This window comes from Polaromonas sp., from assembly GCF_012927485.1.
In the GTDB taxonomy this organism is placed as follows: Bacteria; Pseudomonadota; Gammaproteobacteria; order Burkholderiales; family Burkholderiaceae_C; genus Polaromonas.
The window spans coordinates 362,875-387,696 of sequence record NZ_JABBPC010000012.1 but is presented as its reverse complement, the minus strand read 5'-3'; the positions used below and the strand labels follow the sequence as shown (position 1 = coordinate 387,696).

22 protein-coding genes and 1 pseudogene are annotated in these 24,822 nt (G+C 59.4%); 6 read left to right on the top strand and 17 right to left on the bottom strand.

Going from position 1 to position 24,822, the window contains the following annotated elements:
* Nucleotides 1–45: 45 nt before the first annotated feature.
* The 3 genes from HHJ16_RS05905 (at nt 46) to rsmA (ending at nt 4,952) form a co-directional block, all read left to right on the top strand.
* Complete coding sequence (locus HHJ16_RS05905; protein ID WP_293641544.1) at nt 46–2,517, top strand: LPS-assembly protein LptD; 2,472 nt, start codon at nt 46–48, stop codon at nt 2,515–2,517.
* The gene (locus tag HHJ16_RS05900; protein ID WP_293641543.1) at nt 2,510–3,937 is read left to right on the top strand and encodes a peptidylprolyl isomerase; all 1,428 of its coding nucleotides are present in this window, start codon (nt 2,510–2,512) and stop codon (nt 3,935–3,937) included. Before HHJ16_RS05905 ends, HHJ16_RS05900 begins: the two co-directional genes overlap by 8 nt.
* A 169-nt stretch (nt 3,938–4,106) precedes the next feature.
* Complete coding sequence (rsmA, locus tag HHJ16_RS05895; RefSeq protein ID WP_293641541.1) at nt 4,107–4,952, top strand: 16S rRNA (adenine(1518)-N(6)/adenine(1519)-N(6))-dimethyltransferase RsmA; 846 nt, start codon at nt 4,107–4,109, stop codon at nt 4,950–4,952.
* 270 nt (nt 4,953–5,222) lie between these two features.
* Here rsmA and HHJ16_RS05890 read toward each other — a convergent pair whose 3' ends face one another.
* The 15 genes and pseudogenes from HHJ16_RS05890 to HHJ16_RS05820 form a co-directional block, all read right to left on the bottom strand.
* Nucleotides 5,223–5,672 (bottom strand): barstar family protein, encoded by a 450-nt coding sequence (locus HHJ16_RS05890; RefSeq protein WP_293641539.1) that lies wholly within the window; start codon nt 5,670–5,672, stop codon nt 5,223–5,225.
* A 53-nt stretch (nt 5,673–5,725) separates the two neighbouring features.
* On the bottom strand, nt 5,726–6,052 hold the full coding sequence (locus tag HHJ16_RS05885; protein ID WP_293641573.1) for a ribonuclease domain-containing protein: 327 nt from the start codon (nt 6,050–6,052) through the stop codon (nt 5,726–5,728).
* 270 nt (nt 6,053–6,322) lie between these two features.
* Complete coding sequence (locus HHJ16_RS05880; RefSeq protein ID WP_293641538.1) at nt 6,323–8,647, bottom strand: NADP-dependent malic enzyme; 2,325 nt, start codon at nt 8,645–8,647, stop codon at nt 6,323–6,325.
* A 257-nt stretch (nt 8,648–8,904) separates the two neighbouring features.
* A complete protein-coding gene (locus HHJ16_RS05875) occupies nt 8,905–10,086 on the bottom strand; it encodes an FAD-dependent oxidoreductase (RefSeq protein ID WP_293641536.1) in 1,182 nt (393 codons plus the stop codon).
* A 95-nt stretch (nt 10,087–10,181) separates the two neighbouring features.
* Nucleotides 10,182–10,346, bottom strand: a complete 165-nt coding sequence (locus HHJ16_RS05870; RefSeq protein ID WP_293641534.1) for a rubredoxin — start codon at nt 10,344–10,346, stop codon at nt 10,182–10,184.
* Nucleotides 10,347–10,452: 106 nt separating this feature from the next.
* A complete protein-coding gene (locus HHJ16_RS05865) occupies nt 10,453–10,941 on the bottom strand; it encodes a rubrerythrin family protein (protein ID WP_293641532.1) in 489 nt (162 codons plus the stop codon).
* A 115-nt stretch (nt 10,942–11,056) separates the two neighbouring features.
* Nucleotides 11,057–11,662, bottom strand: coding sequence for a hypothetical protein (locus HHJ16_RS05860; RefSeq protein ID WP_293641530.1), 606 nt, complete (start codon nt 11,660–11,662; stop codon nt 11,057–11,059).
* Between the two features lie 190 nt (nt 11,663–11,852).
* A complete protein-coding gene (locus HHJ16_RS05855) occupies nt 11,853–12,368 on the bottom strand; it encodes an aspartate carbamoyltransferase (protein WP_293641529.1) in 516 nt (171 codons plus the stop codon).
* Nucleotides 12,369–12,467: 99 nt separating this feature from the next.
* Nucleotides 12,468–13,271, bottom strand: a complete 804-nt coding sequence (locus HHJ16_RS05850; RefSeq protein WP_293641528.1) for a sulfite exporter TauE/SafE family protein — start codon at nt 13,269–13,271, stop codon at nt 12,468–12,470.
* Between the two features lie 132 nt (nt 13,272–13,403).
* On the bottom strand, nt 13,404–14,153 hold the full coding sequence (locus tag HHJ16_RS05845) for an MBL fold metallo-hydrolase (RefSeq protein ID WP_293641527.1): 750 nt from the start codon (nt 14,151–14,153) through the stop codon (nt 13,404–13,406).
* A 350-nt stretch (nt 14,154–14,503) separates the two neighbouring features.
* Entirely contained in the window at nt 14,504–15,523 is a 1,020-nt protein-coding gene (locus HHJ16_RS05840) for a c-type cytochrome (RefSeq protein ID WP_293641526.1), read from the bottom strand.
* Complete coding sequence (locus HHJ16_RS05835; protein WP_293641525.1) at nt 15,520–16,170, bottom strand: c-type cytochrome; 651 nt, start codon at nt 16,168–16,170, stop codon at nt 15,520–15,522. The genes HHJ16_RS05840 and HHJ16_RS05835 overlap by 4 nt, the downstream gene beginning before the upstream one ends.
* A gap of 237 nt (nt 16,171–16,407) precedes the next feature.
* Nucleotides 16,408–16,503, bottom strand: a pseudogene (locus HHJ16_RS05830) (ABC transporter substrate-binding protein); the annotation flags it as partial.
* A 324-nt stretch (nt 16,504–16,827) separates the two neighbouring features.
* Nucleotides 16,828–18,183 carry an ATP-binding protein gene (locus tag HHJ16_RS05825; RefSeq protein WP_293641524.1) on the bottom strand — a complete coding sequence of 452 codons (1,356 nt, stop codon included), beginning with the start codon at nt 18,181–18,183 and terminating at the stop codon, nt 16,828–16,830.
* The gene (locus HHJ16_RS05820; protein ID WP_293641523.1) at nt 18,180–18,845 is read right to left on the bottom strand and encodes a response regulator; all 666 of its coding nucleotides are present in this window, start codon (nt 18,843–18,845) and stop codon (nt 18,180–18,182) included. Before HHJ16_RS05820 ends, HHJ16_RS05825 begins: the two co-directional genes overlap by 4 nt.
* 118 nt (nt 18,846–18,963) lie before the next feature.
* On the opposite strand from HHJ16_RS05820, the gene dsbD reads away from it, so the two are divergent.
* The 3 genes from dsbD (at nt 18,964) to dsbG (ending at nt 22,541) form a co-directional block, all read left to right on the top strand.
* Nucleotides 18,964–20,751, top strand: coding sequence for a protein-disulfide reductase DsbD (gene dsbD, locus HHJ16_RS05815; RefSeq protein ID WP_293641522.1), 1,788 nt, complete (start codon nt 18,964–18,966; stop codon nt 20,749–20,751).
* Nucleotides 20,752–20,753: 2 nt separating this feature from the next.
* On the top strand, nt 20,754–21,590 hold the full coding sequence (locus HHJ16_RS05810) for a TlpA disulfide reductase family protein (RefSeq protein ID WP_293641521.1): 837 nt from the start codon (nt 20,754–20,756) through the stop codon (nt 21,588–21,590).
* Nucleotides 21,591–21,695: 105 nt separating this feature from the next.
* Nucleotides 21,696–22,541 (top strand): thiol:disulfide interchange protein DsbG, encoded by an 846-nt coding sequence (gene dsbG, locus HHJ16_RS05805; protein ID WP_293641520.1) that lies wholly within the window; start codon nt 21,696–21,698, stop codon nt 22,539–22,541.
* 46 nt (nt 22,542–22,587) lie between these two features.
* Here dsbG and HHJ16_RS05800 read toward each other — a convergent pair whose 3' ends face one another.
* Both HHJ16_RS05800 and murU read right to left on the bottom strand, forming a co-directional pair.
* Nucleotides 22,588–23,988 carry an aminopeptidase P N-terminal domain-containing protein gene (locus HHJ16_RS05800; protein WP_293641519.1) on the bottom strand — a complete coding sequence of 467 codons (1,401 nt, stop codon included), beginning with the start codon at nt 23,986–23,988 and terminating at the stop codon, nt 22,588–22,590.
* 12 nt (nt 23,989–24,000) lie between these two features.
* Nucleotides 24,001–24,732: an N-acetylmuramate alpha-1-phosphate uridylyltransferase MurU gene (gene murU / locus HHJ16_RS05795; RefSeq protein WP_293641518.1), complete on the bottom strand. Its 732-nt coding sequence runs from the start codon at nt 24,730–24,732 to the stop codon at nt 24,001–24,003.
* Nucleotides 24,733–24,822 lie beyond the last annotated feature (90 nt).

Here is a 24,822-nt window from a genome sequence, read left to right as displayed (position 1 = left end):
GATAATCAGGCCTGCTTTTACAAACGGGTTTATCTCACATAAACGATGCGCCGTGCATCCCGCTCTCCTTTTATTCTTTCCCCGGTCGCTCATGGTGCCTCCTGGTTGGTGTCTTGCGCCATGCTGGGGCTCGCTTGTTCCGCGCCGGCGCAGGCCCAGCCTTTGGCGCTCCCCTCGGATCCTGCAGCGCTGCCGGAGACGCCTGCATCCGCTCCCAAACCAGCGGAGACGTCCGTGGCGGAAGGCGCTTCCAAACTCAAAAGCACACCCATGCTGGCCGAGCAAGTCTCCAATTTGCCGGAGGACCAAGGCCCGACCTTTGTGTTTGGCGACCGGATCTCGGGGCGCCCCGACCTGGAAACCGTGATCGAAGGCAACGCAGAATTGCGACGGGGCGCCACCTCGATGCGCGCGGACCATATTGAGTATTACCAGCCCGATGATTTAGTCAAAAGCAGCGGCAAGGTTCGCATCAATCGTGCCGGTAACCGGTTTGAAGGCCCGGAGTTGGAAATCAAGCTGGACCGGTTCGAAGGTTTTTTCACCGCCCCTCGCTACCGATTTCTTTCCAATGGTGGTAACGGGCAGGCCGAGCGCGTTGATTTCATTGACGAGAAACACCTGACGGCGCTACGAGCCAGTTACACCACCTGCGAAAGGGACAACGAAGCCAGTTGGGAGCCGGCCTGGGTATTGCGCGCCAGCAAGTTCCAGTTTGATCTGGAGAACGATGTCGGCGTGGCTACCGGAGCTGTCGTTCGATTTAAGAACGTGCCGATTCTGGGTTTTCCGGTGGTAAGCTTTCCCCTCAGCGACAAGCGGAAATCAGGTCTGTTGCCGCCAACGCTCGGCCTCGGTTCGGTGAACGGCTTTGAATACCGACAGCCTTATTACTTCGATATTGCGCCCAACCGCGACGCGACGTTTTCACCGGCGATCATGACCAAGCGCGGCATTGATCTTGCCGGAGAGTTCCGCTACCTGGAGCCGGCCTACCAGGGGACCTTGCGCGCCAACTTGATGCCCGGGGACAAACTACGTGACCGTGACCGCTGGTCTTACAGTCTTCAACATACCGGAGCGATCAATAGCGGGCTGCCCGCTATCGGCAATTTGGGGCTCGCCCTCAATCTGAACCGCGTCAGTGACAACGATTACTGGCGTGATTTTCCCGTTGCCAATCCGTCGACAATTCAGCGGCTGCTGTCTCAAGATGCCACCCTGTCGTGGGGGCAAGGCTTCTTTTCAACGGCGGTACGCGCCCTCAAGTGGCAGACGCTGCAGGATGTGAGCGCCCCCATCATCCCGCCCTATGATCGATTGCCCCAATTCACCGCTACCTATACCCGCGTCGATGCACCGCTGGTGGGTTTAGGCAACGGTTTTGACTGGTCGGTGGAGGGCGATTACACGCGTTTTTCGGCTGACCGCCTGCTGACCAACCAGCCCAACAGCAACCGGGCGTTCACCCGGGCGCAGGTCAGCCACCCTTGGTTGTCACCGGCCGGATTTATTACCCCCAAATTGCAATTGCACGCAACGAACTACCAGTTTGATGCGCCGCTGGCGAATGGCGCCAGTTCGGCATCGCGCGTTGTTCCCACCTTCAGCCTGGACAGCGGACTGCAGTTTGAACGCAATGCAAGCTTTTTGGGCCGCAACGTGACGCAGACGTTGGAGCCGCGGGCTTTTTATGTTCGCACGCCTTTCCGCGACCAGAGCGGGCTGCCCAACTACGACTCAGGTGCCAACGACTTTAATTTTGCAACGGTATTTACCGAAAATGCGTTTGTAGGCAATGACCGTATTTCAGACGAGAACTTGCTCACGCTGGGCGTGACCTCGCGTTTGCTCGATCCTGCAACCGGCGCTGAGGCCTTGCGCTTTGGCGTCGCGCAGCGCCTGCGTTTTGAGGACCAGAAAGTGACGTTGCCCGGGGCCTTGCCCGTTACGGACCGCATCAGCGATTTGTTGGTGGGCGCATCAGTCAACTGGGTGCCGCAATGGGCTTTCGACAGCATAGTGCAATACAACCCCAAAACCAAACAGTCGGACCGCTCCACTTTTGGCGTCCGTTACAACCCCAGCAACTACCATGTCATCAGCGCGGCCTACCGGCTACAGCGCAATATCAGTGAACAGGTTGACGTAGGCTGGCAGTGGCCGATCAATGATCTGTGGGGCGACAAAGGCCGCGACCTGGGCGCCGGGCAGGGACAGGGCGGCGGACGCTATTACGCGGTGGGTCGCTTGAATTACAGTGTGTTGGACAAAAAACTGGTTGATTCGATCGTGGGCGTTGAGTACGATGGTTGCTGCTGGATTGGCCGCGTGGTGCTGCAGCGCTCACAAAACACCACCTCCAGCTCCAACACCCGAATTTTGTTTCAGCTTGAGCTGGTCGGTTTTTCCCGCATCGGCGTAAGCACTCTGGAAACCCTTAAGTCGAATATTCCGCGTTATCAAACCCTGCGTGAGAAAACCAGCAGCCCCAGCCGCTTTACTACCTATGACTAACTATCGTTCTTTAACTGGATTTTTTTCGACCCGACTACTTGTCACCGCGCGGTTGCTCCTGCTCACGCTACCCCTGATGACCGCGCAAGCCCAAGGCCTCCGGCCTTCCAGCGCGTTGCGTCTCTCAGACCCGGCCGCCAGCACGGGCGCTGCAGGCCGGGAAGCCCCGTCAGGACAGCGGCAGGCTGATTTCATCGTCGCGGTGGTTAATTCGGAACCCATTACCAACAGCGAAGTGCGCACCAAGCTGGTCCGAACCGAGCAGCAAATACTTCAGCAAGGCGCCGCCATGCCGCCGCGTAAGGAGTTGGTCCGGCAACTGCTGGAGCGCCTGATCAGCGACAAAGCGCAGCTGCAAATGGCGCTCGCCTCCGGGGTGCGGGTTGACGACAATGCCGTGGAGGCCGCAGTCCAGGGCGTCGCACGCCAGAACCAGATCACCGTGGATGAGTTACGCCGTCGCTTGAAGACGGACGGCATTGACTTCAACCAGTTCCGCTCTGAGCTGCGCGATGAGCTGCTGGTTAGCCGCCTGCGCCAGCGCGAGGTCGAATCACGGGTGACAGTGACGGAGCAGGATATTGACCGGTTTTTGCGGGACCAGCAAGGCAAGTCCGGGCTGGCCACGGAGCCCTCCTCGCTGGCTCTAAATTTGGCTGAAATTCTGGTAGCGGTGCCCGAAAAGGCAACACCTGACCAAGTCGCCGCACTGCAAGCCAAAGCCCAGCAGGTCATGGACCGTGCCCGGTCCGGCGCCGACTTCGCGGCATTGGCCAATGAGTTCTCCAGCTCACCCACCCGCAGCAACGGGGGTCAAATGGGGCTGCGCAATGCGGACCGTTACCCGCCCTTGTTTGTCGAAGCGACGCAGGCGTTACAAACCGGAGGACTGGCCGGACCCGTGCGCAGTGCTGCCGGGTTTCACGTCTTGAAGGTGGTCGAGAAGCGACAGGCTGGCATGCCTGATGCCGCCATCACGCAGACCCACGCGCGCCATATTCTGTTGCGCATAACACCCGAGTTGAGCGAAGCCGCCGCGGTCGCGAAACTGGCTGGGTTCAAGAAGCGCATTCTTGCGGGACAGGCAGACTTTGCCACGCTGGCGCGCGAAAGCAGTGAGGATGGTTCTGCCAAAGAAGGCGGCGATTTGGGATGGGCCAATCCGGGTATGTTTGTGCCCGAGTTTGAAAAGGTGATGAACAGCCTGGCGCCCAATCAGATTTCTGACCCGCTGGTGTCGCGCTTCGGGGTGCATTTGCTGCAGGTGCTGGAGCGGCGCGAGACCCAGCTGACCCAGCGAGAGCAGCGTGAGATGGCGCGCAATGCGCTGCGCGAGAAAAAGCAGGAAGAAGCGTACACCGCGTGGGCGCAGGAAATCCGGGGCCGCGCGTACGTGGAATACCGCGATCCGCCTCAGTAAGCATGGCCTTGAGGTTCGTCACTTTGTTGACTGCACTGCCGCCTTTGAAGGCAGCCCGTACCTGGACCGGCCCGACGGCCTTGCACCGATTGGCTGGGAGAGCCCAGACGCTGCTGGGTGATGGGGCTATTACGAGATTACCGGCTCAGCTGCTTCAGCGCGACCCCTCATGAAGCATATTCCGCGCAAGCGTTTTGGCCAGCATTTTTTGACGGACCGGAACATCATTGAAAGCATCGTGCAGGCGATTGCGCCCAAGGCCGGTGAAGCCATGGTGGAAATCGGTCCAGGGCTTGCCGCCCTGACGCAGCCTCTGGTCGAGCGCTTGGGGCACCTGACAGTGATCGAGTTAGACCGTGATCTGGCGCGGCAACTCCGGTCGCATTCACAGCTAACGGTAATCGAGTCCGACGTTCTCAAGGTAAATTTCAGGCAATTGGCAGAAGAGGTCGGTGCAGCGGCTTTTTCGAGGAGCGGGGAAGCAGACCTGCCCGGTTCGGTTCCCTCGAAACTTCGTGTAGTGGGTAACCTGCCTTACAACATTTCCACGCCCATTTTGTTTCTTTTGCTCGACGCGGTGGACGTGATTGAAGATCAGCATTTCATGCTGCAAAAGGAAGTGATTAATCGGATGGTGGCGGCTCCCTCCACCAGTGACTACGGCAGGCTCAGCGTGATGTTGCAATGGCGCTACGCGATGGAAAACGTCTTGTTTGTGCCGCCCCAAAGCTTTAATCCACCGCCGCGGGTGGACAGTGCGGTGGTTCGTATGGTGCCGCATACCGACCCGGTGGCGCTCCCTGTCAAACAGTTGAGTGAACTGGTGCAGGTAGCCTTTAGCCAGCGCCGCAAGTTGCTGCGCCATACGTTGGGCCAATGGCTCACCGCGCGGGGCTTTACGGGATCGTTTGATGTGCAGCGGCGGGCGGAAGAAGTCCCTGTGGCCGACTATCTGATGCTGGCGCAGCAAGTGGCGGCTTGCCCGGCGCCGGTTGTCGGGTTGGACGTACGATAGAAGGTGGCGCATTCCCTTCCCGTAAAAGGTAGGCGATCGCCGGATTTCTGACCAATAAAAAGCCCGCAAGAAGCGGGCTTTTTATTTTCAGCTTGAAGCGGTTACTTCAGGCGGCTGCGAGCCAGTAAGCCGCATTGAACGGGCTGCTCATACGCAGTGCCATCGGTGATATGTCTATCAATTTGTCAGTAGGCATGGGCTCATCGCCTTCTGAAACTACTTGCAGGGCCTCATTCGCCCGATCCCCTTGGCCAATGTCTGGGGAGCGGGCTACAGAAAAGAATAGAAGCATCTGAACGGGATCTTGCGATCTGCCCAGTAGTCCGCGGCATCCCGGAAGATGTCCAGCAGTTGCTCGCGCGCTTCTTTGTCAAACTTGGCATGCGCTGGAATTTGTTCAAGCACGACGATGAAGCCGGTCTGCGGGCCAGATTTGTAAACCAGATCTGTCATGCAGTCGTACAAGGCGTCGAAGTTTTTGCCAAAATGCGCCGGAAAGGTGTATTGCGCCGCGATCATGTCCAGTATGTCCTGCTTGCTCTGGGCATTGCCCAAGTTGGCATACAGGAAATGCTGGTTCAGTTGCGTGGCGGCGTCCTGCAAGTCGGGTACGCGGAAGGCACGTATGGACTGCACGATATTGGGCCGCACGCCGCGCAACGGCGTTTCGTCATTTTTGCGCAGGGGCGTTTCGTGGCCCTTACGAAGTGGTGTATCCATCTCCGCTTCTCTTTCTTTGAAGTCAAAACTCAAAATAACCACCACAATTCATTTTATTGAATGATTCTGCGAAAACTCGCATAGTGATCGTCGGTGTAATAACAGGCATCAGGGGCCGCAGGCTTCAAGCCACCGCAGACGATGCGCCGCGCGCCTCGTCTACGTTCACCGGCCGTTCTGACGGTGTATTCGCGGTAGAAACCGCGGTTTTTGGCAGGAAGAATTCGCTCCCGGTTGCCAAACACCACCCCGTCCTTGACTTGGCTGAACGGTCCACCCTGGTAAATCAGCGTCAGCATGCCGCGTCCTTGCTGCGGTAATTGAGCCAGTGCAATCGTGTCCGCCGCACCAAAGGGGACCGAATCTTTGGCCTGCACCATGCTGGGGCATAAACCTGCCAATCCAATCAGGGAGGCCGACACCGCAAGCAGCACAGCCGCTCCGGTCTTTCGCCAACGTCCCAACCCATTGCCAACCATGAAAAAATGCCTTTCTTGAACTCGGTGTTAACCTGCCGATGTTTCGGGTTAACCCTTAAATTTCAAGAGGGATAGTTTGCCGCATGTGCGGAAAAAACGCAAGGCCCTGCCGAAAGGGTAGGCCCTCAACGCAAGGGGTTGAAACGCTGACAAGTTAGTGTGTACTTACAATCAAGCCTGTCGAACCGCGTTGGCGTCTGCGACCGTTAATGCTGTCATATTGACAATTCGGCGCACGGTCGCGGTCGCGGTCAAAATATGCATCGGCTTGTTGGCGCCCAGCAGCACGGGGCCAATGGCAATGTTGCCGCCTGCTGCGGTTTTGAGGAGGTTGTACGAAATATTGGCGGCGTCAATGTTCGGCAATACCAGCAAGTTTGCTTCGCCCGTCAAGGTGCTGCCGGGCATGAGGGCGACGCGAGCGTCGGCGTCCAGCGCGATGTCACCGTGCATTTCCCCATCAACTTCCAGCCAAGGGGATTGTTCGCGCAGCAACTCCAGCGTACGGCGCATTTTCAGGGCACTGGGCAGGTTGGACGAGCCGAAATTGGAATGCGATAGCAGCGCCACCTTGGGCTTGATGCCAAAGCGCAGCATTTCTTCGGCGGCCATGGTCGTGATTTCCGCCAGTTGTTCGGCGGTCGGATCGTAATTGACATGGGTGTCCAGCAGAAACACCTGACGGCCGGGCAATAGCAGGCCGTTCATGCACGCATAAGTATTCACGCCTTCGCGTTTGCCGATGACCTGATCGAGATAATCCAGATGGTGGGCGGTCGTGCCCCAAGTTCCACAGATCAGTCCGTCCACATCGCCTTTGTACAGCAGCATGCCGGCAATCAGCGTGAGACGGCGGCGCATCTCTATCTTGGCCATTTGCACCGTCACGCCGCGGCGGACCATCATGCGGTGATAGGTTTGCCAAAAGTCGCGGTAGCGGCGATCTTGCTCGACATTGACCACGTCGTAATCAAGCTCCTCTTTCAAACGCAAGCCGAATTTTTCAATGCGTTGGGCAATCACGACGGGCCGGCCAATCAAGGTCGGCCGCGCCAGACCTTCGTCCACCACGATTTGGCAGGCACGCAGCACGCGCTCCTCTTCACCCTCCGCATAAGCTACGCGCTTGCGGGCTGCCGTTTTAGCAGCGGCAAAAATCGGTTTCATCAGCGTGCCGGAAGCATAGACAAAACTCTGCAGCCTTTCCCGGTAAGCCGTCATGTCTTGAACGGGTCGCAACGCCACGCCGCTGTCGGCGGCGGCCTGTGCCACGGCGGGTGCAATCTTCATCATCAGACGCGGGTCAAACGGTTTCGGAATCAGGTATTCAGGACCAAACGCAAGTTGCTCGCCTGCGTAAGCGGCCGCCACGACTTCACTCTGCTCCGCTTGCGCCAGTTCGGCAATCGCGTGTACTGCGGCGATCTCCATTTCAAGGGTGATGGTGGAGGCCCCGGCATCCAAAGCACCGCGAAAAATATAGGGAAAACACAGAACGTTGTTGACTTGGTTGGGATAGTCCGCACGACCAGTGGCCATGATCGCGTCATTGCGCACGGCTTTCACCGCCTCTGGCGTGATCTCGGGGTTCGGATTAGCCAGCGCAAAAATAATCGGCTGAGCCGCCATCGTCTTGACCATATCCGGCTTGAGCACGCCGCCGGCCGAGAGCCCCAGAAAGATGTCGGCATCGACGATGATTTCCCGCAGCGAGCGAGCTGACGTTGCCTGCGCAAACTGGAGCTTGTCTTCGTCCATCAGTTCGATGCGGCCTTCATACACCACCCCGGCCAGGTCGGTCACGTAAATATGTTCGCGCGGGATGCCCAGCTTGACCAGCAGCTTCAGGCAGGCCAGTGCCGCAGCGCCCGCACCGGAGGTGACGAGCTTGACTTTCGTCAGGTCCTTGCCGACCACTTTCAGCGCATTCAGGATGGCTGCGCCCACGGTGATGGCCGTGCCATGCTGGTCGTCGTGAAAGACCGGAATTTTCATGCGCTTGCGGAGTTCTCTCTCCACATAAAAGCAGTCTGGCGCCTTGATGTCTTCAAGGTTGATCGCGCCGAAAGTGGGCTCCAGCGCGGCAATAATGTCGACCAGCCTAGCGGGGTCCTTCTCGTCGATTTCGATATCGAACACATCGACACCGGCAAACTTCTTGAAGAGCACTGCTTTGCCCTCCATCACGGGTTTCGAGGCCAGCGGGCCGATGTCGCCTAGACCCAGTACCGCCGTACCGTTGGTTACCACCGCCACCAGGTTTCCGCGGCTGGTGTACTTGAAGACTGCGTTGGGGTCCTTGACGATTTCCTCGCAAGGCGCCGCAACGCCGGGGGAGTAGGCCAAAGACAGGTCGCGCTGGTTGGTCAGTTGCTTGCTCGCGGCAATGGCCAGTTTGCCGGGTGTCGGAAACTCGTGGTATTCAAGGGCCGCACGGCGCAACTCGGCGCGCTTTTCTTCTTGGTCGTCGGGGGTCGCAGCAGGTGGGGTTGGCATTAAAAGGGTCTCCAGCAGAACGGTCGGTGTGGCCGCCAAATCGATGCAATTTTTAAGATTGTAGGCCGTCGAAAGCGGGCGTTTGGGTGGTCGATCCCCCAAAAACAGGTAATGCGCTTTTGATTTTTTAGCTGAAATCAGGCCCGCTTAGAGCCGATTTCAACACGAGACGAAACTCGGACGAAACGATTCTTCAGCCCACGAACGGGTGATCCGGGCCCGCATACTGACTAGCCGAGGGCGGCAACACGGAGGGGCTACTGCGTGACCAACTTGGACTGCACCATGCGCTGGGCGGTCTGCGCGCCCGCCAATACAAAACCGCGCTGCAATCCAGCCTCATCCAGCCATTGCCAAAGGCCGGGTTCCGGTGCGTTCCACTGGCCGCCTGTTCCCGGCTTGGGAGTGGCTACAACCAAGGGCAGCGCTGGAGTTTTCACCGAAACCGGCATCACCACAAAAGCCAGCTCGCAAGGCGTACCCGCCAGATTGGCCGCAAGTACCTTGGCCGCCGCCATGATGGGCATGACATAAGGCAAGGTTAAACCGTGCGCGGAAAGCGGCGAGGCTGCGCTGGCGTATTGGGCACTGTCCCCCAGCGCATAGACGTCGTTAGCGCTGGTCTGGAGGCGCGTGTTCACCGTGATGGCGCGATCCACCGTCAGGCCAGCGGCCTGCGCCAGCGCGGTATCCGCCCTTAATCCGATGGCGCTCAAGACGCAACTGGCGGCGATGACGTCTCCGTTCGCCAACAAGATCTCGAGCGGGTCGATAGGGGTTGCGCGCTCCACCGCCGAATTGATGGCACGCACGGAGGTACCGAAATGAAAGCGCACACCGAGTGCCTCTAAGGCGACCTGCAAGGCCGCACTGGCGGCCTCTGGAAGCAGCGCCATTAGCGGTCGCGCGGCCAGGTCCACAACACTTACGCGGTAGCCTGCTTGAGCCAGGTCGTTGGCAAACTCGCAACCAATCAGACCAGCGCCCATGATCAGTACGTGGTGCTGGCTGTGAGTTGGTTGAAGCCGGGCATGAAAGGCTGCGAAATCTTCGAGCGAATTGACACTGACGACCTGGTCCGCTGCGTCGCCCGCGACGGCTACGCGAATGGGCTGTGCGCCGGTAGCCAGCACCAACTGACTGTAAGCGAGCGTTGCAGTGGATGTGGTGATTGTTTTTCCGGCGCAGTCTAAGGCGTTCACCCGTGTGAAGGGCAGCAACGTCACCTTCAGCGTTTCGGCCATTTTGGCCGCGGGCGTGCTGATCAGCTGGGCAGGTAGCCGGCCCTGCGCAAAAGCATTGGACAGGGACGGCTTGGCGTAAAAGTCGCCGCTGTCCGCTGTGATCATCGTCACCGGCGTGGTGGGGTCCAGTTTGCGGAACTCGCGCACCGTGGTCCAGCCAGCCAGACCGGCGCCAATGATGAGAATCGGATTCATGCTATTAATTTCAATTCAATTTAGTCAGTTGAAGACGATGCAATGCGTTGCGCAACTCACGATGGCGATGTTCGCGCTGCCAGGTTTCCCGTTTTTCAGATCTCGATCACTTCGAAATCTGCCTTCGCGACGCCGCAATCCGGGCAGGCCCAGTTTTCGGGGACGTCGGACCAGCGCGTGCTGGCGGCAATGCCGTCTTCAGGTCTGCCAGTCGCTTCGTCATAGATAAAGCCGCAAACGATACAGAGATAAGTTTTCATGAAGTTCTTTGGGTGTTGGCTATAAAAATGGTTGCTAGACCAAACGTGATTTCTGCAACACGCGATAGAAAAAGTAGCAATTGGCAGCGTGCCGCTGGCTATAGGTTCAGGTGGTCTGCGTGATTACCGTGGCCAGCTGTGCCTTGTAATGGTTGGCATGGCGCTGTTCCACCTTGGCCAACGCGGCGAAACGCTTTTGAGCCTTTTCAAGGGTAGCCTTGAACTGCGTTGCGTGGACTTTGGACTCTTCGATTTGCTCGTCCATTTCGGCCACGGCCGCAGCATGGCCCTCTGCTTCAGCCGTGGCGCGAAAGCCAGGATACATCTCGGTGTACTCATACGTTTCACCCTCAATGGCGATTTGCAGCGCTTTGGCGGGCGTCATCGTGGACTTCGGGTACAGCAGGTTTAGGTGGCCGAAAGCATGCATGACTTCCTGGTCGGCCGTCTCTTCAAAGGTCCGCGCCGTGTCTTCGTCCCCAGCTTCGCGGGCCAGCTTGGCGAAATAACGATATTTAATGTGGGCCATAGACTCGCCCGCAAAGGCCGCTTCCAGGTTGGCCATGGTCTTGATTTTGGGTCGTTGTACGTTCATCGGGAATTCCATTGATAGTTTATATTAATATATATCTACGGAATGATAGCCAAATCGTATTTCCCGTGTGGGGTGACGGTAATTTGACCCTGCGCAACGCTCCCAGTAGGGGAGCTCAACCTTCGATCAAGGCGCAGTAGGCGTTGCGCGTAGTGGCGGCCACCGACGCTAACAGCAGCGCATAAGACGTTTGGTGTCGTACCAGCATCCGGGCGGAAGCTACTGCCTTGGACTTGCAGAACCAGTGGCAGGAGTGCTGCATCAAAAATATCTCGGCTGATATCGCAAAGGCCTTGTTTTTGGGCGGTCGATTGAGGCTGTTTTTCGCTGCATTTGTGATCCCTTCGGCATGAATGCTCAAAACCTTTCGGAAGTCAAACGTTGCGGTTGGGAAAAGTTTGTCGGCATAGGGGATGTGAAAGGCGAGTTTGCTGACGCGAGCGTCGGCCTCCTCGACCCTGGAAAACTCAGCGACGAAGCTGTTGAACTGATCACACAACTTTTGCTCGGAGCTGTCTAACAAACCCCAAATCAGTTCACGGCGCTCGGGATTAACTTCCCCCAGCGCTCGCAGGTAGCCTTCCGTCAGGCTTTCCATCAGTTTTTCAATCTGGTACTTTCCGAGGTGGCTTCCCAACAAGCCAATACGCCTGCGCTCGTCTTTCAACTTGAGCGTGTAAGCGCCAATGGCGATCAGCAACGCCAGAATAAAAATGTCCATTGTTTCTTTGGGTTGGGGGTCGTTTGAGAAGGATCTCAGTGTAGTCAACTCAGAATTTTGACGCGGTCAGACATGGAGGCCTCGCGGGACCTAAGACGGCAGCGAAGGCAACACGGAAAACTCGCGTTTTTGCGTCTTTGCGTCTTTGCGATCACATCCATGAAAGCAGTTCACGGGTGCTGTGCACGAGCTACTTGCCGGGCATATCGCCCTGATGATGTTCATGCCCAGCCATCGCATCAGCACCATGGTCAGCCAGTTGGGCATCAAACCAGGCGTGCAACGCCTTGACCAGCGCGGCGGTTTTGGTTTGATACGTAAGCTCAGCGCCGGCGCTTACCTCTCGATAAGCAATCGTGATTTGACCAGGCTTGGCCGCTTTGAGCTGGGCCATGCCGGGCATGTCAGTGCCGTGAATGCGCGCCGGTCCGGAGAAGTCACTTTTTCCAAACTGAGACTGAATTTCGCGCAGGTGTTCTCGCACCAGCCGAATTTGCACCGCATCGGACGCATCCTTGGCAATCACCCGTTGCGTTCCACCGTCTTTGGACTTGGTAAAGAAGTGGGTGGTGGCGGAAAGTTCAAATGGCATCTCCTCGGCGCCTCGCTTCGCGACGTCCGCCTGGCGCTGGGTATCGGTCGAAAACGCGGAGAAGGGCAGGCTGCAGCCGGCGAGAAGCGCAAGACAAGAAAGATAGTTTTTCATGAGGAAAAGCTCCGATTGAATTAATTTGACGCAGTACGATGATGTACCGGTTCTGTCTTGCCGCGCTGACCGGTCCGGGCGCACGTAAAAAACCGCCGTTCAGTCGTTCAAGGCCGCCTTTATGAACAAGCCAAGTGCAACGGTAAAAAGCACCGTTGCGAATCCAATCTGAACATGGCGGGCCGACAGTCGGTGGGAAACATAGCGCCCGACGAGCATCCCGGCGGCCGTTGCGGCCGAGAACAGAAGGGTCACTGCCAGCGGTAACACGGCGCCATAGAGAACTGCGGTGAGCACGCCACCGGCCCCCACGATGGCGACGACCAGTAATGAGGTCGCTACGATGCCATGCATTGAGACATTCGTGAACTTGCGCAGCAACGGCACGATGACAAAGCCGCCACCTACACCAAGCAAGCCCGTCATAAAACCGGTCAATGCGCCGATGCCGGTCAGCAACAGGCCGGTCGACCAGGTCCAGACAAAACGTCCGGTGTTCGCGTCGATGCGGGCTAGCTTCGACGACGAATCGATGTCGTTTCGCCCATCCTTGATGGCTTGCCACAAAAGTCGAACCGCCACCAGCAGCATGACGGCCGCAAAGAGACCGAGCAATATCCTCTGAGACATGGCGTGAGCGACTCGCAGGCCCAGCGCAGTCACCGGAATGCCCGCGACAGCCATCAGCGCCGCAGCCCGATAGCGCACCAGCTTGTTCCGTAAGCCCTCCGCCGCTCCGAGTCCAGCACCTGCCGCGACCGCAATCAGCGCGACCGGCGCGGCCTGTTGCATCGACCATCCCAAGCCCACCACCAGAGCGGGGACCGCGAGAATTCCACCGCCGGCACCGGTGACTCCGAGCACCGCCCCGACCAGAACGCCGAGAAGAAGAGAAATCAGCATCGGGACTGCTCCTGGGGCGGCCGTAATCGATCTCGCCACCTAATTGCAGGCAGACTGGACACGCCCCGGACGGAGCGCTTGCGACGTCTCTTCGCCGCAGCTTTAAATTTGCCAGGGTTGCACATCGAAAACTCAGCCTTGGAAACTCCCGGCCATGTGTTCACAGTATTGGCGCATTTGTTCGGGCAGGTCTTCCGGGCACATTCCGCATTGGCGATTTCCCGGCACCGCAAAGTCAATGAACTTGGGGTAGGGCAGATGGAGTCCGGCCATGAGCGCCTTGAATTCGTCCACCGAGCGACCTTGGCCAAGGCGTGGGTTGCGGCTTTTCTCCTGTCCGATCGACGACACGCGACGATTCTTGTAATCATGCGCCGGATAAACCAGCACGTCGTCGGACAGCGCGAACAACTTCTCTGTGACGCTCTTATAGAGGGCTTCAGCGTCGCCATTCTGAAAGTCGGTGCGGCCGCAACCGTCGATCAGCAACGCGTCGCCACTGAACAGACGGTCATTGCAACGATAGGCGAAGTGGCCATCCGTGTGGCCGGGCGTGTGCAGCGGGTCCAGCGTGATACTCCCCAGTTGAAACGGCATGCCTTCGACGATACCGACATCAGTGCAAGGCAGGCGGTCGATGGCGGGCCAGGCAATCTTGCTTTCGACGCGCTCCTTCAGGTGCCGTGCCGCCGTGATGTGATCGGCATGGATGTGAGTGTCCAGCGTGTAAGCCAAGGTGAGCCCGAGCGACTGCAAGACTTGGAGATCGCGATCGATCGAATTGATGACCGGGTCGATGAGCATCGCCTGCCCGGTTGTTTCGCAGCCGAGCAGGTAGGTGTAGGTGTTCGAAATGGGTTCAGAGAGCTGACGGAAGATCATGGAGAGTTCCTGTAGAGCGTTAACAATTAATATAGCAGTAGCGGGTCCAGACCAGATCCGGGACGCGGCGGCAGGTTCGGCAAATAAGGCTCGCAGGACAAAAATAAAAGGCGACCGCGTAGGTTTGCAATCAACTGCGAAGAACTGAGTGGGGTACTGTGCGATGGCGCACTTGGTATCGCTGTTTCCATGGAATCGCAGCCGCCATTCTTAGTTGCCTTGGTAGGGAAAACCTTCTTTTCCCGACCGGTGCGCGACAGTCTGACGGTCAGGCCCGTTTTGACCCAACGGTAATTTTTAGCAACTCCGCAGCATGAAATATCCGATCCAAACGGGTGCTGCATAAGCGTTCACGGCGTTGACCGATTGCGCGTCTTGATCGGCGGCGCCGAGCCCTTGCCCAACGTCTGTCCATGGACGGTTTGCCCATACATGTCGTCGGGCGAGTCGTGAAATTTCTTTCGCGTTTCGGCGATGGAGCCCTGGAATCGGGGGTCCTGAGGACGCTCCTGACTGTCTATGAACGCCGCCACATCCCATGCTTGCTGATTGGTCAGCGTGTTGCCCTGGCTCAGCGGCATGTTCGCCTTGATGAAGCCGGCCGCGTTTTTGATCGAGCCCATGCCCGCCCCCCAATTGAACGACTTCGGCCCCCACAGCGGCGGAAACACCACCGCGCCGTTCGCTGTCTGACCTTGCCCATCGGCGCCGTGACACAACGAACATTTCTGCTGGAAAACCAGCGCGCCGCGTGTGAAGTCCATGGCCAATGCCGGCTTTGCCGGGGTGGGATACCCGCGCCCGGGAAGCGAGGTGCCGACTGGCGCGCTTTTGGCCAAGAAAAAGGCATACGACTCGAGCGCGACCAGCACTTTGTGACCGAGCGGCGGTGCCGTGCCATTCATGCTGTAGCGAAAACAGCCCTGGATGCGTTCGGCGAACGTGTTCACATGGCCGTCCTTGCTGCGGTAGGCCGGGTACTGAACGTAGCCTCCCCACAAAGGTGCGGAGTTCGCCAGCCTTCCCGCGTCAAGGTGGCAACTCGCACAACGAAGCGAGTTACCGACAAAGGCCGCCGCAAGCGGGCTGGTGCCGTTGAAGATGGCCTGCCCGAGCTTCACTTCCTTGCCGAATTCGTTGTTGGGAATCGCACTGTCGGGAGGCGGTGCAAAGGCTCGCGTTGGCGTGCTTGCTGCAGGCCGGGGTGCTTCGACCGGGGCTACCGCAACCGGCGGCACCGCGCTTGCCGGTGCCGCCGGTGCCATTGCTTGAGCGCCCTCGCGAGGCTCGTCGCGCGCGGCAAGAACGGCGCTCGAGCCCGCCAGGCCGAAGATCAATACGGCGGCTGAAACGGAGAAGACGAGCTTCATGGGTTTGCGCTCCGCGGCTTGTCGGCGACGCTAGACAGCGTGGCGTAGTAAGCGGCGACTGCGCTGACGTCCGAAGCGGACAACTTGAGTGCAATCCCGTGCATCAGCCCCATCGGGTCGTTTTTGCGCGTACCGGCCTGCCACGCCAGTAACTGATTCGAGAGGTAGAGCGACGATTGGCCCGCGATCTTCGGAAAGGTCGCGCCGACTCCGAGGCCCTTGGTGCCGTGGCATTGCGCACAGGCCGGTAAGCCTTTACTCCAGTTGCCGTTTTGGGCGAACGTTTCGCCGCTGGCAACCGTCGTGGCTGTCGCCGCCGGGCTGACCGCCGCGTCAATCGCCGGCAGCCCAGCGTAGTACGTGGCCAAGGCCTGTCGGTCGGCTGCGCTGAGCAGCTTGGCGACCGGCCCCATGATCGGGTTCACGCGCGCCCCGTCCTGAAAGTTTTGCAGCTGCCGCACCAAGTAGCCGGCATTCATACCTGCCAGGCGCGGAAACCCCGTTGTCGATTGACCTTGCCCGCTGGGGCCGTGGCACGTCACGCAGGCCGGTGCGCCAGCCGCATTGCCAGCCTTGGCAATCTTTTCACCGCTCTGTGCGCAGACCGATCCAGTCAGCATAGCCAGGCAAGCGAACAGGACCTGCAAGGGCATTCCATACAACGCTTTAACTTGCTTGAGCGCTGCGAAGTGGGCGCCAGGCTTTACCGTCCAGGTCCTGTCCCCGGCAGGGCGGAGCTGCCATTTCCCCTTTGCCTGACAAGCGGACCGAAAGCGGAAGGCAGTATTCCGAAATGGGTTTGGCCCCTGCGCTGCGGAATTTTCGATCCGGATCATGGCGGTCTGGTGCGCCCGTCAACGCGCGTTCCAACCCCACTTTGCGGTCAGCACTTTCACCCCGGGTACCAGCAAGTCGCGAAAGCCGCGTATGCCCCTGGGGTTGCCAGGACGAACGAGGATGGCGACCGGCCGCAGATAGAGCGCGTGCGCCCAAACCCGTGTTGCAGCGGCGAAGATTGAAAGAAGCTTTAGAAGGTGGATCACTTGGTTAGTTTCGGATAGCGGAGGGTTCAGGAATTCATTGTCTTGCGTCAGATCGACGTTGCAATCAGCATGATCCGCGCCTCTTGACTTGAGTGTAAGACAGTGCCGCGTTTTCCGAAGGCGTGAATTTTTAGCGCGTGCAAGCCACGATTTCCAAATTGCATCTACACGTCGCGGGGCGATCCGTCTGGTACCACTGCCTGGTATCCGCGGCAGGGACATCCAACCGGCTTCAAGCGCTTTTCGCGCGACCTAGCGGGGTCAAAGAGAATTGGGCGCTGCACCGACCGAGCGAGCGTCTTTCACTGTTGGAAGCGTCAATTTTGCTTCCAGCCCGCCGTCTGGGCGCTGCGCCAGTTCGAGCGCGCCACCAAAGCGCTCGGTGATGGCAGCAACGATAGACAGTCCCAGCCCGGTACCGCGACCGGGGCCGCGCCGCCAGAAGCGTTGCGTCGCCAGCGTTAACTCCTCGGCGCTGAGTCCTGGCCCACTGTCGCATACCCGGAAACAGATGGCGTTCTTCAAGGGCTGGAGTTCCAGTCGCACACTATTTTCTGACGGCGAGTGACGGATGGCATTGTCAAGCAGGTTACGCAACGCGGTGACTGCCAGCGCTTGGGGCAGCGCGAGTTCAGCCGAGCAGCCCTGGTTGTCGAAAACGACCTGCTGGTGGGCCTCGGGCGCCGCATCGCGGATCGCCAAACGCGCCACTTCATCGGCATAAGCGACACGTCCGTCGTTCCAGGAAAACGGACCTTCTACCTGCGACAGTGTGAGCAGTTGCGTCAGCGTGTGTTGCAATCGTGCCACCCCTTCCTGTGCGTATTCCAGGGCCTGTGCCGCCTCCGCACCACGCGTGATGCGCGCGACCTGCAGGTGGGTCTTGATGGCGGTGAGCGGCGTGCGCAACTCATGAGCGGCATCGCTGGTGAAGCGACGTTCGCGGCGGAGGGTGCCACTCATCTGCTCCAAAACCTGGTTCAGGGTCGTGACCAGTGGCAGCAAATCACGGGACATCGGGGCGGCGGGAAGGGGCGTCAGCGTATCCGGTGCCCGGCTGGCCAACGCCTGGCGCAGGCGTTCCAGTGGCAGCAAACCCTTCTTCACGCCAAACCAAAGTGCTATCAAGCTGCCGATCATGGCGACTACAAAGGGAACGACAGCGGCTTCCATGACATTGCGTAGCAGCGTGTTCCGTTCGGTCAGACGGTCAGCCGTGGTGACGCGGAAACCGTGCGCTTCAACGGTGTAGCTGCGCCAGCGTTCTCCCCTAAATTCGCGCTCGGCAAAACCGGGGCCGAATGCCGCCACCGCCTCGGGTGCAGCACCTGGGGTGCGCGCGATGACCTCACCGCGTAACGAAACCTGGCAAGCCAATCCTTTAGCGGCTGCCGCAAGGCCCAACATCGATGCGCCCGATTTTCCTGTGCGGCCATCCCACGCGGCAGGGTTCTGCGACATTAGTCCCGCCACCATTTGCGCCGACATCGCAAGGCGCTGGTCCAGGGTGCGGTGCATCTCCTTGTCCAGATCACGGAGCATCCAGAGTGCTATGCCGCCCCACAGCAGACTCAGCGATATGCCAATCATCAACAGTAGCCGTAGTCGTAGACTCACGCGCCGACCCAATTGAAGCGGTAGCCCACGCCGCGTATCGTTTCAACAATGTCTGGTCCCAGCTTGCGCCGCAGATGATGGATATGCACATTGAGTGCATTGCTGCCAATCTCCTCACTAAAATCGTACAGGCTGTCCTTGAGCTGGTCGGCGCTCAGAATGCGTCCCCGAGCTTGCAGCAGTGCCGCCAGCAGGGCCAGTTCGCGTCGAGACAATACAACGGCGCGACCCTGCAAAAAGACTTCCCCGCTCGCCGGATCGAGGCGCAGGGGGCCCTGCGCAATGACATTCACGCTGCGCCCGGCGGCACGGCGCAGCAGCGCGTGCAGACGGGCGACCAGTTCATTCAGATCGAAGGGCTTGAGCAGATAGTCGTCCGCACCGGCACGCAGCCCTGCAACGCGATCTTCCACGGCGTCGCGAGCTGTCAGTACCAGCACGGGTAGCGCCATGCCGCTGGACCGCAAGCGATGCAGAAGGGTCATGCCATCTTCGTCGGGCAGCCCAAGATCAAGAATCACCACATCGCAATGGACTGTCGAAAGCGCCGCCTCGGCCTGGGTCGCCGTCGCCACGCCATCCACCGTCAGACCGTGCGCACGCAGACCGGCCAGGATGCCGTGGGAAATGAGTTCGTCGTCTTCTATCAGTAGTACGCGCATGGTTTGTCGTTGGCGCGGAAAAGTAGCTACGCTATCGAGCGTCGCATCGTTAAAGTTGTTAACGTTGCCTTAATCCGGTCGCGCAAAAATGCGAGTCTATCTTGATTCGGAGGCGCTCATGTTGCGTTTGTTATGGTCGATTCTGGTGCTTGCCATGCTAGGCGTGCTGCCGGCGCGCGCCCAAAATGATTTCCTCCGGCCGGAACAGGCCTTCCGGCTGACTGTCAGCAACGAGGGCGGCGGTCAGGTGCGTCTGAACTGGAACATCAGCGAGGGCTATTACCTCTATCGCAAGCAGATAAAAATCGACGGTGAACCGGCCGGCAGCGTGCCCGCTGTCACGTTACCCGCCGGTACGCTCAAGACGGACGAGTCTTTTGGCGACACCGAGGTCTATCACGATCGTCTGAATGTTTTGGTCAAAACGTCAGATGCTCAGGCACTTCAAGTCGGCTGGCAAGGCTGCGCCGAAGCGGGCCTGTGCTACCCGCCGCAAACTCTGCGAGTGAGGGTGGCCGATATCGCCGAAACCGCTAGCGGTGCAGCCGGCGCGTCCACGGTTGCCATCAATCAGCCCGGCAGCCGCTTGCTTGGCGACGACCAGAGCCTGGCCAGGCGTCTGTCACGCGGCAATCTGGCGTGGATGCTGACCGTGTTCTTCGGCTTGGGGCTACTTATGACTTTTACCCCCTGCGTACTGCCGATGGTGCCCATTCTCTCCAGTCTGATTGCGGGGAGTGAGGCCAGCCCCAAGCGCGGTTTTGTCCTCTCGCTGGCCTTTGTACTGCCTATGGCCTTAACCTACGCCGTGCTCGGCGCCAGCGCCGCGCTGGCCGGCGCGAATTTGCAGGCGATGCTGCAGAACGCGTGGGTGCTCGCCGGCTTCGGTCTTATTTTTGTCGCGCTGGCGCTGGCGATGTTCGGATTTTACGAACTGCGATTGCCTGCTGTGCTGAACAACCGCCTGAACCGGGTAAGCCAGGGCCAGCGCGGCGGCAGCTTGGCAGGCGCTGCTGCGATGGGCGTGCTATCGGCGTTGCTGGTGGGTCCCTGCATGACCGCACCGTTGGCCGGCGCGCTGCTCTACATCGGCCAGACCGGCGATGTACTGACCGGCGCCCTGGTGCTTTTGTCCATGGGGCTGGGCATGGGGCTGCCGCTGCTGTTGGTAGGAACACTTGGCGCGCGGCTGTTACCCCGCCCTGGCCGATGGATGAACCGGATCAAGGTCTTGTTTGGATTTATGCTGCTCGCCACCGCGATTCTGTTTCTGGCACGGCTGCTGCGGCCCGCTCTGGCGCTGGGCCTGTGGGGCGCCTGGCTGCTGGCCATCGCAGTCAGCCTGCTGGCATGGGCAAAGAACGTAGATATCGGCGTCGGGCGTTCGCTGCCGCGCTATCTGGCGCTGCTGCTTGGACTGTGGGGTGGGGCCATGGTGATAGGCGCAGCCGGCGGCGCACAGGATCCCTTGAAGCCGCTGGCCTTTCTTGCGGGAAAAGAGGCGCCGGCCCAGACCGTTGTGGCCCAGCCCTTCATGGACCGATTCGCATCGGTCAAGACACAGCAAGCGCTTGACGCGCGTGTCGCCGAGGCGGGCCAACGCGGCCAGTGGACGCTGGTGGATTACTACGCGGACTGGTGCGTCTCGTGTAAAGCGATCGAGCGCGAGGTGTTCGCCAACCCGCGGGTTCAGCAGGCGCTGGCCACCACGCAGTTGTTGCGCGCAGATGTGACGGCTGCTAATGCGGACAATCGGGCGCTAATGAGCGTCCACCAAATTCTCGGTCCACCGACCCTGCTGCTGATTGGCCCCGATGGCCAGGAACGCCGTGCGGAGCGCGTCATCGGCGAACTCAATGCCGATGAATTTCTTGCCCGCCTGCTGCGCGCAAGGCAGGGCAACTGACCATGCTGACGGTTAATCTAGGGCCTTTCCCGGTGTCGATCCAGCAGCTGCTGGTGGCGGTGGCGCTGCTGGTCGCACTCGGGATCGGCCACTGGGTCGGGCGTCGTCAGCAGACGGGCGGCATAGGCAATGTCCTGTCCGACATGATGATCGGGGCGTTGCTGGTAGCCCGCATTGGCTTCGTTGCTATTTGGTTTGACATTTATCGCCTTGCGCCCTGGTCTGTTCTCGATATCCGTGATGGCGGGTTCACGCTTTGGGCCGGGGTGCTCGCGGCCTTGTTAATCGCGATCTGGCACGGCGGTCGCCATGCCGCACTGCGCAAGCCGCTGGTCCTCGGGCTGGCCGCCGGGGCGTTTGTCTGGGGCGGCATGTTTGGTGCGTTACGCCTGACGGAAAAGGAAAGGCCGGCTCTCCCCACGGTGCTGTTGACGACCCCTGCAGGCCAGCCGGCAGAACTCCAGAGACTGGCGGCTGGAAAGCCGATGGTCGTTAACCTGTGGGCCAGCTGGTGTCCTCCCTGCCAGCGTGAGATGCCCGTGCTCGCTACCGCACAGCAGCAGCAAACTAATGTGATATTCGTCTTCGCCAACCAGGGTGAGGACGCGGTCAAAGTCCAAAGCTTCCTTTCCGCCCGTCGGCTTGATCTTGCCAATGTCCTGCTTGACCCAGGCACAGCGCTCGGCAAGGCGGTCGGTTCGACGGCCTTGCCGACCACGCTGTTCTATGACGCTGGCGGACGATTGGTCGATGTCCATTTAGGCGAGCTATCGGCTGCTTCGCTGGCCAGTAAATTAAGGCAGCTGCGCGTCTCCCCGATTCCCTCGTTCGACAAGTAGCCCCTTGGTAATTTAAAAACCTTCGCCTGGTGGCGGCTTTGTTTTCCACGCGGCTCAGAACTAGTTTTAACCAGTCCTTTTTTTGACAACTCAAAATAGAAAGCCATGCGCAACTTACCCCCTTATCCCCTCCCATTCTTCGGGCGACTCGCAGCCTCCGTTTTGCTTGGCTTGGCGCTTTCGGGTGCCCACAACGCCGCTCGCGCGGCAGACTACCCAAAACAGATTCAAGGTGCGGTAGCACGGGGCATTAAAGTGGTCAAAACCTTTCCCGCCGTTTCTTCCCTGACCGGCTGGGTGCTGTCGCAGGGAGGCCAGTCGTCAATTGTCTATACGACCCCTGACGGTAAAACGATGCTGGTAGGTGAGTTGATCGATGAGAATGGCAAACCGCTTAATGCCCAGTATGCAAGCCAGTTCGTCCCGCCGCCCAACTATTCGGCAAGCTTTACGGAATTGGAGCGCGCGGACCACGTGGTGGAGGGGACGCTCAAAAATCCAAAAAGCGTTCTTTATGTTTTTTTCGACGCCAACTGTCCGTTCTGCCATTTCACGTGGAAGGCATTGCAGCCCTATGAAAAAGCCGGCTTGCAGGTGCGGTGGATTCCGGTCGCCGTGCTGGGCGAAACCAGCTTGCCAAAAGCCGCTGCCATCATGGCGGCGAAAGACAAGACTGCCGCATTTCGCACCATGCAGGCGCAGTATCGTCCGGGTGCACCACCGACGCCCGGTCCCCGCATGGCGTTGCAACCTGAGCTTACGGAGAAAATTCGCAAGAACGGGGAATTGATGGAAAAATTTTCGATCAGTGGTACGCCGGGAATCGTGTGGAAAGATCGCGACGGAAAAATTCAAGTCAAGGGAGGCATGCCGCGCTTATCGGAAATTCCCAACATGATTGGACTGCCCGAGCAGAAAATAGACGATCCGGAACTGCAAAAATTTCGCTGACTTTTGCAGCGTCTTGCCGCCCATTTCCAAGCGCTGCTCTCCGCGCTCATTCCCGCATCAGCGCTTCAATCTCAGCCGCGTCGACGGGAACGTCGCGCGTCATCAGCTCGCAGCCTTTGGCGTTGACCAGAGCGTCGTCTTCCACTCGAATGCCGATGTTCCAGAATTCCCTGGGAACGTTTTTGCCAGGGCGCACATACAGACCGGGCTCAATCGTCAGCACCATGCCGGGCTTGAGGATGCGGGAGGGCTTGCGCATGACGGTTTGGCCCAGGGCGTCTTTTTCTTCGCGCGGCTTGGCGGTGGGCTCGGTGTAGTCGCCGCAGTCGTGCACATCCATACCCATCCAATGGCCGGTGCGGTGCATGTAGAACTGCCGGTAAGCACCTGATTCGAGCACGTCGTCCACCTTGCCATGCTTGGCTTTGGGCAGCAGGCCGGTCTCCAGCATGCCTTCAATCAGCACGCGCGTGGCGGCCTCGTGCGGGTCGGTGAACCGCTTGCCGGGGCGCGTGACCTGGATGGCCGCTTCCTGGGCGGCCACCACGATGTCGTACAGCCGGCGCTGCGCTGGCGTGAATTTGCCATTGGCCGGAAAGGTGCGCGTGATGTCGCTGGCATAGCCGTCCAGTTCGCAGGCCGCGTCAATCAGGCACAGCTGGCCTGGCTTGAGCTCGGTGTCGCCGGCACGGTAGTGCAGGATGCAGGCGTTGGCGCCCGCTGCAACGATGCTGGTATAGGCCGGAAATTGCGAGCCGTGGCGGCGAAATTCGTGCAGCAGTTCGGCTTCGAGGTGGTACTCGCGCAATCCACCCTTGACGCCGTCACGCAACATGGTCGCCGAGGTCTGCATGGCACGCACATGCGCAGCTGCAGAAATTCTTCCGGCGCGCCGCAGGATCGCGATTTCGTGGCTGTCTTTAAGCAAGCGCATTTCATCGAGCAACTTGCACAGGTCATGCTGGCTTTGCGGGCATTCAGCACCCAGCCGAACGCGGGCGCGCACGGTGTTCAGCCAACCATCGATTTGAGTTTCCAAGCCTTTGTGGGTCGCAAACGGAAACCATACGGCGTTCTGGTTGGCGAGCAATTCCGGCATTTTTTCATCCAGCGTATCGACGCTGAAAGCGGCGTCGATGCCCAACTGCGACGGCGCCGCTTTAGGCCCTAAACGAATGCCGTCCCAGATTTCTCGTTCCAGGTCCTTGGGTCGGCAAAACAAGGTGCTTTTCGCCGTCTTTCCCGTGGCTTCAATCACCAGCCAGCTCTCCGGTTCGCTGAAACCGGTCAAGTAATAAAAGTAGCTGTCGTGCCGGTAAGGAAAGTCACTGTCGCGGTTGCGCTGGACTTCGGGCGCCGTGGGCAGCACGGCAATGCCGCCGCCAGCCGCTTTGAGGGCGCGCGCGATGGCGGCGCGGCGCTTGGCGTAAATCGGGGAAGTGCTCATGGGGTGGGTGTTTCAATTCGGGGTGGGTTGATTTAATTCATCCAGGCGGGCTGGTGTGCCCACATCGGTCCACGCGCCTTCATACAGCTCGGCGCTGACCTGGTGATTGTCCATCGCCGCGCGCAAGAGCGGGGCCAGTGGGGCTTTGAGCCCTCGCGGGTTGCCAAAAGGCAGCCCGTCGAATAACGCCCGCCGATACAGGCCAATCGTGCTGTAGGTGAAGCGGCGATCTGGCGTCCCGCTGGCCAGATTCAAGGCCAGCCCTTCGGGACTCAAGCCGAAGTCGCCGCAAGGGTTGTGGGAAGGGTTGGGGACCAGCCACAGGTGGGCCAGGTGATGGCTGGCTTCAAAGCGCCTGACGGCATCTTGTGAAAACTCAAAATAGGGAACGAAGACGTCGCCTGCCAGTACCCAAAAAACCTCGCCCAGAAGCGGTAAAGCGCGCGCAATGCCGCCTGCCGTTTCCAGCGCAGCGCCAAAATCTACCCCTTCATGGGAGTATGAAATGGCTAGCGGACGGCCACCGCATGGCGAGAGGCAGGCGGAAAAGTGATCTGAAATCTTCTCGCCCAACCAGGCGGTGTTGATCACCAACTCGTTGAAACCGCCGCGCGCCAGGGCCTGCGTGTGCCAGTCGATCAGGGGCTTGCCGCGCACGACCAGCAGCGGCTTCGGCGTGCGATCGGTCAGGGGGCGCATCCGCTCGCCGCGACCGGCCGCAAGAATCATGGCTTTGATGGTCATGCGCAGCCTGTAGCCACTCCGGCGCGCAGGCGGGGACGAACGGGTAGGGTGTGGTGAGGTCTGTGCATGAACAGGACTTTAGAGCATTCG